Below are 13,603 nucleotides of genomic sequence, written 5' to 3' on the forward strand. Positions count from 1 at the left end.
TAAGTGGGAGCCGGGGGCAAATGCCCCCGGCTTTTTTGTTATTTTTATTTCTGTATGAGCAACAACACCTTTAGCCCATAGCAACGTTTGCCTCTGGCGCAGAGGTGGCGTCCGGGTGCCCGCTTCTGGCATAATGCCCGCTGTTTTTTCCTCCACTGCGTAACAAAGGTCAATGCCGTGTTAGTTTCCAGCAATATCACCATGCAGTTCGGCAGTAAGCCGCTGTTCGAAAATATCTCCGTTAAATTTGGCGGCGGTAATCGTTACGGTTTAATCGGTGCGAACGGCAGCGGTAAATCTACCTTTATGAAAATACTGGGCGGCGACCTGGTGCCGACGGGTGGAAATGTTTCCCTCGACCCCAATGAGCGTATCGGTAAGTTACGTCAGGACCAATTCGCCTTTGAGCAATATAGTGTGCTGGACACCGTGATCATGGGCCACAATGAATTGTGGGCTGTGAAGCAAGAGCGTGACCGTATATATGCTTTACCGGAAATGAGCGAAGAGGAAGGCTATAAAGTCGCCGACCTTGAAGTCGAATACGGCGAGATGGACGGTTACAGTTCGGAATCACGTGCCGGTGAATTATTACTGGGCGTTGGCATTCCGGTGGAGCAGCACTACGGTCCGATGAGCGAAATTGCGCCGGGCTGGAAATTGCGTGTCCTTTTAGCGCAGGCATTATTTGCCAATCCGGATATTTTGTTGCTCGATGAACCGACCAACAACCTGGATATCGATACCATTCGTTGGTTGGAGCAAGTGCTCAACGAACGTAACAGCACCATGATCATCATTTCGCATGACCGTCACTTCCTGAATATGGTGTGCACGCATATGGCGGATCTGGATTACGGCGAACTGCGCGTTTATCCGGGTAATTATGACGAATATATGACCGCGGCTACTCAATCACGCGAACGTTTATTATCGGATAACGCCAAGAAGAAAGCGCAAATTGCCGATCTGCAATCGTTCGTCAGCCGTTTTAGCGCCAACGCCTCTAAATCTCGTCAGGCAACTTCCCGCGCCAAGCAGATTGATAAAATTAAGCTGGAAGAAGTTAAAGCGTCCAGCCGTCAAAACCCGTTTATCCGTTTTGACCAGGATAAGAAACTGTTCCGTAACGCGCTGGAAGTTGAAGCGCTGACCAAAGGTTTTGATAACGGTCCGCTGTTTAATAAACTCAACCTGATGTTAGAAGTCGGCGAGAAATTGGCGATCCTCGGTGCCAACGGTATCGGTAAAACCACGTTGCTGAAAACGCTTGTCGGTGAACATACGCCGGATAGCGGCACGGTGAAATGGTCCGAGAATGCGCGCATTGGTTATTACGGCCAGGATCACGCGGAAGACTTTGCTGAAGACCTGACGGTATTCGACTGGATGAGCCAGTGGAAGCAGGAAGGCGATGACGAACAAGCGGTGCGCAGTATTCTTGGCCGCCTGCTGTTTGGTCACGACGAGATCAACAAGCCAGCCAAAGTGCTGTCGGGTGGTGAGAAGGGCCGCATGCTGTTTGGCAAACTGATGATGCAGAAGCCGAACATCCTGATCATGGATGAACCGACTAACCACCTTGATATGGAATCGATCGAGTCGCTCAACATGGCGCTGGAGATGTACGAAGGCACCCTGATTTTCGTCTCGCACGACCGTGAATTTGTCAGCTCGCTGGCTACCCGCGTGATGGAGATGAAAGCCGATCGTATTATCGACTTCACCGGAAACTATGAAGATTACCTGCGCAGCCAGGGGATTGTTTAAGGCTGGTGAGATTTCGGTGCTGATCAGGCGAAAATACCGGGTCGCTGCGTAAAGACGGCGTAAATACATCCCTGTAGCCTCGGCCGCCGCATCCCTGCGGCGGACGCTTTACTCCGGACCCGGCATTCACGCCTTTATGCCCGTCAGGTGCGGCATTTCAACAGCCGCACCTCTGCTTGATGGGTGAGGGAGTGACGCCCGAAGAGCAAAGCGTCCGAGCCATGGATGGCGAGGCCGATCAGCATGGATGCGGTTATCCTTTGCGATCGGGCGTCATTCCCTCAACCTTGCCCGAGAAAGCAGAAAATTCTGCTATACCCCAATCTGCCCAATATTGACATACTGCGTTTCCAGATATTCCTCCAACCCCACATCCGCACCTTCACGTCCCAAACCTGACGCCTTCACGCCGCCAAACGGTGCCACTTCGGTGGAAATAATCCCTTCGTTCACGCCCACCATGCCGCTTTCAAGCTGTGGCGTGACGCGCAGCGCGCGGGCTAAATCACGCGTCCACAGATAAGCCGCCAATCCATATGGCGTGGCGTTAGCGCGCGCGATCACCTCATCTTCAGTGGTGAAGCGGAAGCAGGCGGCTACCGGGCCGAACGTTTCCTCATGCGCCAGCAGCATCTGCTCATTGGCATCGGCGAGCACCGTGGGCTGATAGAAACTGCCACCCAGCGCATGACGCTCACCGCCGCACAGCAAACGTGCACCATGCTGCATCGCATCCTTAACATGGGTTTCAACTTTCTCCATGGCGCGCCGATGGATCAGCGGTCCTTGCTGCGCGCCTGGCGTCAAACCCGGTGCCACTTTCAATGCCCGCGCCGCATCGGCCAGTTTATTGACGAAACGATCGTAAACGCCGTCCTGCACGTAAAAGCGATTCACGCAAATACAGGTTTGCCCGCTGTTGCGGAATTTTGCCGCCATTGCGCTTTCTACCGCTGCATCAATATCCGCATCGTCGAACACGATAAAGGGCGCGTTGCCGCCTAATTCCAGCGACAACTTCTTCACCGAACTGGCGGCATCACGCATCAACAATTTCCCCACCGCCGTTGAGCCGGTGAAGGAGATTTTGCGTACGCGATCGTCATGCGTCAGCGTATGGCCAATCTCCACCGTGGCGCCGCTCACGGCATTCAGCACGCCCGGCGGTACACCGGCTTGCTCCGCCAGCACCAGCAAGGCAAAAGCCGACAGCGGCGTTTCATTGGCGGGTTTGACGATGGCGGTACAACCTGCCGCCAGCGCTGGGCCCAGTTTGCGCGTCAACATCGCCAGCGGGAAATTCCATGGCGTGATGGCAGCGACCACACCAACCGGCTGTTTCAGCGTCAGGATCAGATTGCCCGCTTTGGTGGACGGAATGGTTTTGCCGTTGGCGCGCTTGCCTTCTTCGGCGAACCATTCAATAAAGCTGGCGGCGTACAGCACTTCGCCACGCGCTTCGGCCAGCACTTTGCCTTGTTCCTGCACCACCAGTTGCGCCAACGCTTCCTGGTTTTCTACGATCAATTGATACCAGCGCTGCAAAATCACCGCGCGTGCTTTGGCGGTCAGGGCGCGCCAGGCGGGCAGCGCAGCAGTAGCCGCATCAATCGCACGGGTGGTTTCGGCTTCACCCACGTGAGCAACGTGCGCCACCACGCTATCATCGGCTGGATTATTCACCTCATAGGTGCGCTCGCTCTCCAGCCATTGTTCATTGCAGTACCAGCCGGTCCGTAGCAGTGAAGTTGTCATGCAATATTCCTCGCAGGTTGAATCTGATCGGCAAACACCGTGCGTGCCGCGCGGCTGTGGCGGGTAATGCGTTTACCGGCGGTGTAGTCGTTAATTACATCGCATGGCGTGTAATTGCGTTCCAGCTCGAAACGCTCTTCGCTATCCAACGGCGTATCCAATGCGGCAATCGCGCTATCCAATTGCGCTACGCTGTCGGCCCCGACCAGCATCGCATCCACGCCGGGGTGGGACAGCACCCAGGCTTGCGCGATTTGCGCGCTGGAAAGTCCACGCGCCGCCGCCACGCGACCCACCGATTCGGCGATCTGTAATGAGGCTTCATCACCATACATTTCGCGAGTAAAGAAGTCGGTTTGATTGCGCACCGACTGCACATCGCCGCTCAGCAAACCGCGCGCTAACGGACTGAACACCGAGACGCCCAACCCCTGATCGCGGCAGAACGGCAGCATTTCACGCTCCTCTTCGCGATAGGCACAGTTAAGCTGCAACTGCATGTTGATGGGTTTAACGAAACCGTTGCGCTCGCAGCACCACAAAATCTTCGCCAGCTGCCAGCAATACATGGTAGAGACGCCGACATAGCGCGCCTTGCCGCTGCGCACGATGCTGTTCATCGTCTCCCACGTCTCTTCGATCGGCGTATTCACATCGAAATAGTGCAGCATATACATATCGACATAATCGGTGCCGAGGCGACGCAAGCTGCCGTCAATGCTGTCGAGGATGTGCTTACGCGAATGGCCCTGATTGTTGTGCCCGCCGCCAAGCGGATAACCGACTTTGGTGGTCAGCACCAGTTCGTCGCGTTGTGCCACGCGCTTCAGCACGCGGCCCACCACCTCTTCACCGGCTCCGCTGGAGTAGAAATCAGCCAGATCGATAAAGTTAATGCCGTTCTCCAGCGCGTGACGAATGATCGGCTCACTCTGCGCTTCATCAAAAATCCACGGTTTCCAGCTCTTGCTGCCCATGTTCATGGTGCCGAGACAAAGACGGGATACGCGTAAACCGCTGTGGCCGAGATTGATGTATTCCATGCTGCAACTCCTGTTACTTCGGGGTATAGAACGGATTGCCCAACTGCGGCAGCGCCTGCTGCAACTGCTGGCGCCCCGGTAATTTTTCCATTGCCGCCTCAATGGCCACCGTGCAGGCGCGATAGTTATTGGCGAACACCTCATCCAAATCAGTACAGCCTGGATTCACCCAGTTGGCCGTGACGATGCACCACTCATCTTCGGCTTCGGCGGGCAGCGTACCTTTCAGCAGCGCCTCGGTGACCGCTTTGGCAATCGCCGCCTGCGAAGCGCCCCAGGTGGCGTTGCCGTGCAGTTCGCCATCAATTGCGGCTTTATTTACATACAAGGTCATGGGTTTGGCCGGCACATTGGGTTTAATCACCACCATAAATGGACAGTGCCCTTGCGACGGTGTCGCCAGGCTGGTGGAGAACGCCTGTCCCACCACGCCGTCACGCGGTCCAATCATGATATTGATGTGCGAGGCATTCACGCCGTCGCCTGCAAAACCTTCACCGATATACATTTCCATCATTGCCTCCCGTTACAGCTGTTGCGTTGAAGTTGAAGCGTGCGGGCTGAGCGACTTGTCAGCCGGCGGTGTGTCTTGTGACGCGTCGGTTAGCGTCAATCCTTTGGTTTCAGGTGCCCAGGCGATGGAAACCAACGCGCCCAGCACCAGAATCGCGGCCAGTAACGCCATGGTGCCGCCGATGCCGTAATTCACGATCGCCAGCGGCAGCAACAGCGTGCCGACCGCCGATCCAAGGCGGCTCATTGAGGTGGCGAAACCCACGCCGCGTGAGCGCACATCCGTTGGGAAACTTTCGGCGGGGAAAACGCCAACCAGGTTGCTCACTGCCGACATCACCAGGGTGAAAGCCGCGAACAGCACAATTAGCCAGACGCCCGCGCTGTTGTGCAGCAGACTCAGCAGCAACAAGCAGGCGGCGAGGAAGATGAACGAGCCAATCAGGAAGCCGCGACGTGAACACATGGCGGTAAGCACAATGCCCAACACCGCGCCGACCAATAACAGGCCGCTCAACAGCAAATCGGTGGCGAAACCCTGATCCAAACCCATCTGACGCAGAATCGCCGGCAGGAAGGTGTAGATGGCGAAGTACGGGATCACCAGACAGACAAAGAACAAGCAGTTAAAGGCGGTGCGACGACGATAGCGCGGGCTGAACAGCGCGCTCAGGCCGCCATCGGGCGCGTGCTGGCGCTCTTCCGGCAAGGTCACATTCGGGCCAAACAGACGCGCGACAATCGCCAGCGCTTCGTCCCTTCGCCCACGTCGCAGTAGCCAGCGCGGGGATTCCGGCGTGCCGATGCGCAGTAGCAGAATCGCCAGCGCCGGTAGCGCCGAAGAGGCGAGCAGCCAGCGCCAGCCGTCAGCATGCGCGTTGAGCGCCAGATGTCCGGCAAAACTCGCTGCCACATAGCCAACCGTCCACAACACGCTGAAGGCGCCAAGTAGCACGCCGCGATGCTTACGCGGCGCAAACTCCGCCAGAATGGTGTGACCGACGGCGAAGTCGCCGCCGAGGCCGAAGCCAATCAGCACACGTAGCAGGAACAACTGCTCTGCCGACTGTGCAAAGAACTGCATGCCGGAGGCGAGGGTGATGAGAATAAAGCTGAAGCAGAAGATCTTCTGGCGGCCAACGGAATCGGCGATCCAGCCAAGAATCAAGCTGCCAAGAAACAGGCCGATTAAGGCGGAGCTGCCAATCATGCCCTGCCAGAACGGCGACAGATTCATTTGCGGCGTCATTTGCGTCAGCGCGAAGCCAACAGAACCGAGGATATAGCCGTCGGTAAGGTGCGCGCCGAAGGTCAAACCGGTGATTTTGAGGTGAAAGCGATTTAAGGGTACATCATCCATCAGCGTTGTTTGATTCATGTTCCTTCCTTCTGGGTTGGAGAGATGATTGTTATTTTATTGTTATCTGGATGCGAAATTACTGTGGCATTTGAACGGGGTGCAGGCGAGTGCGAAAAAGTCATACCCCTATTCCGCAATTTCCTGTGATTGCTCTCATAAAATTGGCGTTTGATTCTCCCTGGCTGAAAGGGCTGTGGTTACATTGGCGCAACATTTCACCCATGTCTGCCGGAGGCAGAGATGAGAAAGTTACCTTCTCTCAATATGTTGCGGCTGTTCGAAGAGACCTGTCGCACCCTGAGCTTTAGCAAAGCCGCCGATGCGCTGTTCATGACGCAGAGCGCCGCCAGTCGACAGATGCGTCAGCTGGAAACCTTCCTCGGCAAAGATCTGTTCGTGCGTAGCCATAGCGGTTTGCTGCTTACACCGGAAGCGATCCAACTGCTGCCGGTGGTGCGCCAGTCGCTGGATTTGCTGGAAGAGGGCGTGCGCGGCGTACAGCAGCACAACCCGCGCCAGCACCTGCGTTTGCAGGTTGCGCCTACTTTTGCCACGCGCTGGTTAGCGCCACGGCTGGTTACGCTGCGTCAACAGCATCGCCATCTGCAAATCATGCTGATCAGTGAAGCGCGCCAGAAATACAGCGACTTTGACTGCGCTATCCGCTTTGGATCGCAGGAAGAGGCGCAGGTGGCGGGTGGAGAAGGGGAATGGCTGTGTCATGAAACCCTGGTGCTGGTGGCCAGTCCGCTGCTGATGCTGGATGGGGCCTGGCCGGATATCAATTTGATGCCGCAGTTGCACATTCTCAATGGCGACAGCCGGCTGGATAACTGGGCGCGCTGGTGTCAGGCTTGCAGTGAAGCCCCGGTGCTGGAAGATAACGGGCTGGCCTTCAGTACTCAGGATCAGGTGATTAACGCCTGCGTGACGGGCGCGGGTTATGCGGTGCTGGATCGTGCGATGGTGCGTAATGAACTGAACAACGGCGTGCTGGTGCAGGTATCGCCACAGATGCTCGCCAGCGCAAACGGTTATTGGCTGGAAGTGCCGGGCGGCAAACAGACGCTGCCGCGTGTTACCGTATTTCGCGATTGGCTGTTGACGGAGATGCAGCGTTTTAACTCTGCCGCGCCGATTGCCACGATGACGCTTTAATGAAAAAGGGGGTGTGCAGTGGATTTAGTTGAGTTGTTAAAGAACGCGCCGGTGGTGGCGGCGGTGAAAGATGCGCAAAGTCTGCAGCAGGCGCTGGATTCACCTTGTCAGGTGGTATCGGTGCTCTACGGCAACATTTGCAACATCGGGCGTATCGTTGGACAGATCAAACAGGCCGGAAAAATGGCCTTCGTCCATGTCGATCTGCTGGAAGGCAGCTCGCGTCAGGAAGTGGTGATTCAGTTTCTGAAAATCGTCACCCAGGCGGATGGCATCATCAGCACTAAACCGGCGATGCTGAAAGCCGCGCGCCAGCACGGATTCTGGGCGATTCACCGGCTCTTCGTGCTCGACTCCATCTCCTTCAACAACATTGAGAAGCAAGTGGCGCAGTCAGCGCCGGATATTGTTGAAATCCTGCCTGGCTGTATGCCGAAAGTGCTGGGCTGGATCACCGAACGCATCAGCCAGCCGATCATTGCCGGCGGGCTGGTGTGCGATGAAGAGGATGCACGTCTGGCGCTGGCAGCTGGCGCGCTGGCGGTGTCCACGACCAATGCCAGCGTGTGGCCATTGGCTGCCGGTATTTCGTAGGGTGCGCATTCATGCGCACCGGTTTTATCCGAGGTTGCTTAACCGCTGTAGCAGCGGATCCAGCGCAGCATGCAACTGCTGATAAACATGCTGGTTCAGTTGCTGATAGTGCGCATGATGTGCGGCGTTGGGCATGAAGGTCTCGCCTGGCTGCACCAGCGCTGTCACCGCATCGGCGTAATCTTGCCACACGCCAACCGCCATGCCCGCGCTGATGGCACAGCCGATCGCCGCTGAACTGCGCATGGCATTACGTCGTGCTGGCACGCCAAAGATGTCGGCAAACAGTTGCATAAACAGATCGCTATTGGCACCGCCACCCGAAATCACCAGCTGCGCCAGCGGGCGCTCCAGCGCCTGCATCATCGGATCCAGATGATTCTTCATCGTGAACACAATGCCCTCCAGCAGCGAGCGGAACAGATGCGCGCGCGTATGGCGGCCATCGAATCCGATGATTGCCCCTTTGCGCCACGGTGCGTGCGCCGGTGCTGCCCAATCATGTAGTGTGATCAACCCGTTGCTGCCCGCGGCCACACGGCTGGCTTCGGCACTTAGCAAGCTCTCAATGTCGATGCCGCGATCCTGCGCATCCTGGACAGCGGCGGCGCCAAACTGATCGCGGAACCAGCTGATGGTCCACATGCCGCGCCGCACGCCCATGCATTCGTAGAGAAAACGTTGTGGCAGCGCGGCCTGAAACGGCCAGAAGTGATCGCTACTGCGCGGGGTTTCATCGCCGTGCACCATCGCACCGATATACGTGCCGAGTGAGATCAGCGCTTCATTATCGGCTAACGCACCCGCGCCCAAGGCTTCCACCGCTTTATCATGCGCGGTTGCCACAATCGGCAGGCCTTGCGGCAGGCCGCTGGCTTTGGCGGCGGCAGACGTTACCTGACCGAGTACGTCGCCCGGCCGCACCACATCAAACAGCTGTTCGCGGCGCAGATTGCAGGCTGGCATCTGCAGGTTATCCCAATCCTGGCGCACATCATCCATCGGCCAGCAGCCGATATAATTGGCGCTGGTATCGCGCGTTTCGCCGGTAAGACGATGGGTGATATAGCCGGATGTGGTGGTGATCCAGCGAACGTCGCCATAAGCCGTTTCGTGCTGATAAGGCTGATTGAGACGCACATCCATCCAGTTGATCACCGGCCAGGCCAGTTCACCGTCAGCGCGCATTAGCACACGGCAGCAGCGGATCACGCACAACCCGGCGGCCAGCAGCTGATGCGGTTGCCCGCCCAGCTGGTGAAAACGCAGCATTGCCGCGCGACAGGCTTGTTGCACCGATGTCCAGAGATCGTCTTCAGGATGTTCAGCACGGTTTGGCTGCGGAATAGCCAGCGCGCGCAGTGGTTGCTGAGCACTGCACAGCATCTTGCCATCGGTTTGGAAGATCACCACTTTGGCACTTTGCGTGCCCACATCGATGCCCATCAAATAGCCAGACATATCAGACTCCTTTTGCCAGCGCTGTCGCAGCCGCGACGCGCTTGATTTGTCCCATTAATAATGCGGTAAACACCAGCACCACCACGCTGGCCGAGGCGCCCATCATCCACATATTGCGATAGGCGAGAGCGGGCGGCAGCGTATCCTGCCAGTGGCCAATGATCGGGTAGACGAAGACATCCGGCAGAAAACCAATCACCGAACAGATGCCGATGGTGGTGCCCAAAATTTGTTTTGGCGTATTCACTTCGCCGATGCAGGCAAAGTAGAGCCCGCGCGAGGCATAGCAGGTAAAGGCCATCAACAGAATCAGGCCAATCGCCAGCACTAAACTTACCGGTTGCCGGGTAACCAGCCACAGCAGAATCAGCGTGGTGAAACTCACGAATGCGAATACCTGTATCACGCGCGTTGGCGAGCGCCAGCGGCTGTAGCTGGTGAGCATACCGCCCATTGGGCCACAAATGGCGCGAAACACTTTGTTGATGATGATGCCCATATAGCTGGCGGCGACCAGCGACATGCCGTAAATCTCTGAGAGATAGTTGGTGGAGTAGCTGAGAATAGCGTAAAGCGTATAGACGCCGAAGATGATCATGCTGCAATACCACGTGGTGGGCATTTTCAGCACGCGCAGCGCATGTTGCAGGCTGAAGGCAGATTGTGCCTCGTCGCCGCTCTGGGCAAAGCCATCGCTGACCAGAAACCAGCAGGCGATCCCCAGCGCAATATAGGTGCCGCTGTAAATCAGGATCACCGCTTTAAGACTGTTGGGATCGTCCGGATGAAAGCGTGAAAACGCCCACACGGTAAACAGCGCGAGGCCCATCACGCCGACACCGCGCAGGCCTTCCATCCAGCCCATGATTTTGCCTTGTTCCTCACGCGTGCCGAGCAGCGATGCCGCTTTGATCGATACGGCCCACAGCAGCAAAATGGTGGTGATGGCGAAGGCAATCTGAATCAGCAACATCGCCCACAGCGGCGGATAAGTTGCCATAATCATGCCCAATAAGCCGGTGGCGATCATCGCGCCGGACATCACTTTGCGGTGCGAGAATTTGTCAGAAATGATGCCGCCAGGCGCGTAAAGTAAAATCGCTGTAATACCGAAGGTGCTCATAATGACACCAATTTCGGTATTGGAAAAACCCATAAATTTCGCCATGGGAATTTGATAGATATAGCGTAAATAGGCGAGATCGAAACTAATGCCCCCGCTGATGCTTATTACCGCCAGGGTTAGCCAGCGCGTGGTATTTTTAGCGTGCATCTCAAATCCCCAAAATTAGAAACAAAAAAAAGAGAAAAGCGTCCTCTCCGCAATTGCGGAAAGTTACTTTTCTCTTCGTCTCAGACAGTAACGGACGCCATTTTTAACACGCAGCTAAGAGTTTGCGTTGTGAAGAAAATCACAAAAGCCAGTTTCACTGCGCTCTCGGTTTTATCCTATGTATTTTGTGCGCAGTAAATTATAAGGCGTGATTAGCGCGTACTTTTGTTGCAATAACTTTTGTGATTACGATCGCTTTTTATTTTTAAATCGCCATGCTAGCGTAATTGGCAGTTACTCGAGATTAGGAGAAAAGTAACTTCTTCGCTTCACCGCGAAGGAGCTTGCTTTTCTCCTTTTTTATTGCCCGTTATTTAGCCAGGAGGTGAAATGATGACGACGGAAGCGCTGGAGAGTTTTTCTCTCGACTTCTTTGGGTTGCAAGGAAAAAGCGCCATTGTCACCGGCGGCAACAGCGGTCTCGGCCAGGCCTTTGCCGTGGCGTTAGCCAAAGCGGGTGCCAACGTGTTTATTCCGGATCTGGCGCCAGCCAATGCCGAAACGCGCCAACTGATTGAAAGTTGTGGCGTTCGGGCGGAGTTCATGCAAGCCGATATCACGCAGGCGGGTGAACCGGCACGCATTATTGCCGAATGTCTGGAACGCTTTGGCCGGCTGGATATTCTGGTGAATAACGCCGGGATCTGTAAGTTAAATTCGGTGCTGGAATTTGATCGTCAGGATTGGGATCCGATGATTCAGGTGAATCTCACCGCAGCATTTGAAATGAGTCATCAGGCGGCAAAAATAATGGTGCCGCAGAAGTCGGGCAAGATAATTAATATTTGCTCGCTCTTCTCCTGGCTAGGAGGACAAGGATCGCCCGCCTATGCCGCCACCAAACATGCGATTGCCGGTTTAACCAAAGCGTATTGTGACGAGTTAGGCCAACACAATATTCAGGTCAACGGCATTGCGCCGGGTTATTACGCGACGCCGATTACGTTAAATACCCGCAGTAATCCCGAAACCAATCAACGCGTGCTGGATCATATTCCCGCTAATCGCTGGGGAAATACGCAGGATTTAATGGGCGCGATGGTCTATTTAGCCAGCCGCGCATCAGATTACGTTAACGGTCATTTGTTAGTCGTCGATGGCGGCTACCGCGTTCGATAAAAATTGAGGAATGAATTATGACGCTTTCACGCGAAGCTATTGTTGAACAATTAAAAGAGATCGCCGGTCCGCAGCAGGTGATTACCGATGAAGCAGAATTAAAGCGCAGCAGCCACGATCGGTTCCGTAAATATGCCGATATTCACGGCGTGTATACCATGCCGATTCCGGCAGCGGTGGTGAAATTACAAAACACCCAGCAGGTTTCCGAAGTGCTGGCCTTTATGAATCGCCACCAGATTAACGGCGTGCCGCGTACCGGCGCATCGGCTACCGAAGGCGGGCTGGAAACTGCAGCGCCGAATTCAGTGGTGCTGGATGGTTCTGGCATGAATAAGGTTATTAAGATCGATATCGAGAACATGCAGGTTACCGCGCAGTGTGGCGTAACGCTGGAAGTGCTGGAAAATCAGCTGCGCGCGCAGGGGTACACCACCGGCCATTCACCGCAGTCGAAGCCTTTAGCGCAGATGGGCGGCTTGGTCGCCACGCGCAGTATTGGGCAATTCTCCACGCTGTATGGCGCCATCGAAGATATGGTGGTGGGCCTGGAAGCGGTGTTCCCGAACGGTGACATCACCCGCATCAAAAACGTTCCGCGTCGTGCGGCCGGTCCGGATATCCGCCATGTGATTATCGGCAACGAAGGTGCGCTCTGTTACATCACCGAAGTCACGGTGAAAATGTTTAAATATCAGCCAGAAAATAACCGTTTTTATGGCTATCTGCTTGATTCGATGAAAACCGGCTTCGCCATCCTGCGTGAAGTGATGGTTGATGGCTATCGCCCGTCGATTGCGCGTCTCTACGATCCTGAGGATGCCAATCAACACTTTAGTCACTTCTCGAAAGACAAATGCGTGCTGATTTTCATGGCGGAAGGGACGCGCGGGATCAGCGAAGCCACCGGGAAAGGCATTGAGGCGATTGTGGCGCAGCACCGCGAATGCCAGCCGGTTGACAGCAAGCTGATCCAAAACTGGTTCGAAAACCTCAATTGGGGACCGGAGAAAGTGCAGGCCGAGCGCGACTTTATTATGCGCACCGGCAACATGGGCTTCACCACCGAAGTGTCGGGCAACTGGTCCACCATTAATGCCATCTACGAAAACGTGCTGAAGCGCATTCGCAACGAATTCCCGCATGCGCAGGACATCACTATGCTTGGCGGGCACTCGTCGCACAGCTACATCAACGGCACCAACATGTATTTCGTCTATGACTACAACGTGGTGGATTGCCGCCCAGAAGAGGAGATGGCGAAATACCATGTTCCGCTTAATGGCATGATTGTGGAAGAGACGCTAAAACTGGGCGGTTCGATGGTGCATCACCACGGCATTGGTAAGCATCGCGTGCAGTGGGCGAAACAGGAGCACGGCAGCGCCTGGCCGATTTTGCAGGCGCTGAAGACCGCGTTTGATCCGAAGGGGATTATGAATAAAGGCACCATTTTCCCGCAGGAATAATGTTGTTTTTGATTAGGTCGCCATAAAT

Annotated in this window: 11 protein-coding genes; 5 read left to right on the forward strand and 6 right to left on the reverse strand. The window is 55.5% G+C overall.

Annotated elements, in window-relative coordinates; all coding sequences use genetic code 11:
- The first annotated feature begins 177 nt into the window (after positions 1–177).
- The gene (locus NQH49_RS06510; RefSeq protein ID WP_008102523.1) at positions 178–1,770 is read left to right on the forward strand and encodes an ABC-F family ATPase; all 1,593 of its coding nucleotides are present in this window, start codon (positions 178–180) and stop codon (positions 1,768–1,770) included.
- 312 nt (positions 1,771–2,082) lie between these two features.
- Here the strand turns inward: NQH49_RS06510 and NQH49_RS06515 are convergent, their stop codons facing one another.
- From NQH49_RS06515 to NQH49_RS06530, 4 genes are read right to left on the reverse strand one after another with little or no spacing between them, the layout of a single operon-like run.
- Positions 2,083–3,525 (reverse strand): NAD-dependent succinate-semialdehyde dehydrogenase, encoded by a 1,443-nt coding sequence (locus tag NQH49_RS06515; RefSeq protein WP_256696037.1) that lies wholly within the window; start codon positions 3,523–3,525, stop codon positions 2,083–2,085.
- Positions 3,522–4,568 carry an aldo/keto reductase gene (locus tag NQH49_RS06520; RefSeq protein ID WP_154153143.1) on the reverse strand — a complete coding sequence of 349 codons (1,047 nt, stop codon included), beginning with the start codon at positions 4,566–4,568 and terminating at the stop codon, positions 3,522–3,524. Before NQH49_RS06520 ends, NQH49_RS06515 begins: the two co-directional genes overlap by 4 nt.
- A 13-nt stretch (positions 4,569–4,581) precedes the next feature.
- Positions 4,582–5,082: a formaldehyde-activating enzyme gene (gene fae, locus NQH49_RS06525; RefSeq protein WP_256698385.1), complete on the reverse strand. Its 501-nt coding sequence runs from the start codon at positions 5,080–5,082 to the stop codon at positions 4,582–4,584.
- A gap of 12 nt (positions 5,083–5,094) precedes the next feature.
- Positions 5,095–6,459, reverse strand: coding sequence for an MFS transporter (locus NQH49_RS06530; protein ID WP_256696038.1), 1,365 nt, complete (start codon positions 6,457–6,459; stop codon positions 5,095–5,097).
- Between the two features lie 222 nt (positions 6,460–6,681).
- Here NQH49_RS06530 and NQH49_RS06535 point away from each other — a divergent pair, with 222 nt between their 5' ends.
- Together NQH49_RS06535 and NQH49_RS06540 are read left to right on the forward strand one after the other, a co-directional pair.
- The gene (locus NQH49_RS06535; RefSeq protein ID WP_256696039.1) at positions 6,682–7,599 is read left to right on the forward strand and encodes a LysR substrate-binding domain-containing protein; all 918 of its coding nucleotides are present in this window, start codon (positions 6,682–6,684) and stop codon (positions 7,597–7,599) included.
- A gap of 18 nt (positions 7,600–7,617) precedes the next feature.
- Entirely contained in the window at positions 7,618–8,193 is a 576-nt protein-coding gene (locus tag NQH49_RS06540) for a glycerol-3-phosphate responsive antiterminator (RefSeq protein ID WP_256696040.1), read from the forward strand.
- Positions 8,194–8,217: 24 nt separating this feature from the next.
- Here the strand turns inward: NQH49_RS06540 and NQH49_RS06545 are convergent, their stop codons facing one another.
- Both NQH49_RS06545 and NQH49_RS06550 read right to left on the reverse strand, forming a co-directional pair.
- Positions 8,218–9,654 (reverse strand): FGGY-family carbohydrate kinase, encoded by a 1,437-nt coding sequence (locus NQH49_RS06545; protein WP_256696041.1) that lies wholly within the window; start codon positions 9,652–9,654, stop codon positions 8,218–8,220.
- A 1-nt stretch (position 9,655) separates the two neighbouring features.
- Entirely contained in the window at positions 9,656–10,927 is a 1,272-nt protein-coding gene (locus NQH49_RS06550) for an MFS transporter (protein WP_256696042.1), read from the reverse strand.
- Positions 10,928–11,320: 393 nt separating this feature from the next.
- On the opposite strand from NQH49_RS06550, the gene NQH49_RS06555 reads away from it, so the two are divergent.
- The gene (locus NQH49_RS06555) at positions 11,321–12,106 is read left to right on the forward strand and encodes an SDR family oxidoreductase (protein ID WP_256698386.1); all 786 of its coding nucleotides are present in this window, start codon (positions 11,321–11,323) and stop codon (positions 12,104–12,106) included.
- A gap of 17 nt (positions 12,107–12,123) precedes the next feature.
- Positions 12,124–13,575: an FAD-binding oxidoreductase gene (locus tag NQH49_RS06560; protein WP_256696043.1), complete on the forward strand. Its 1,452-nt coding sequence runs from the start codon at positions 12,124–12,126 to the stop codon at positions 13,573–13,575.
- Positions 13,576–13,603 lie beyond the last annotated feature (28 nt).

The organism is Pantoea trifolii, from assembly GCF_024506435.1.
Lineage (GTDB): Bacteria > Pseudomonadota > Gammaproteobacteria > Enterobacterales > Enterobacteriaceae > Pantoea > Pantoea trifolii.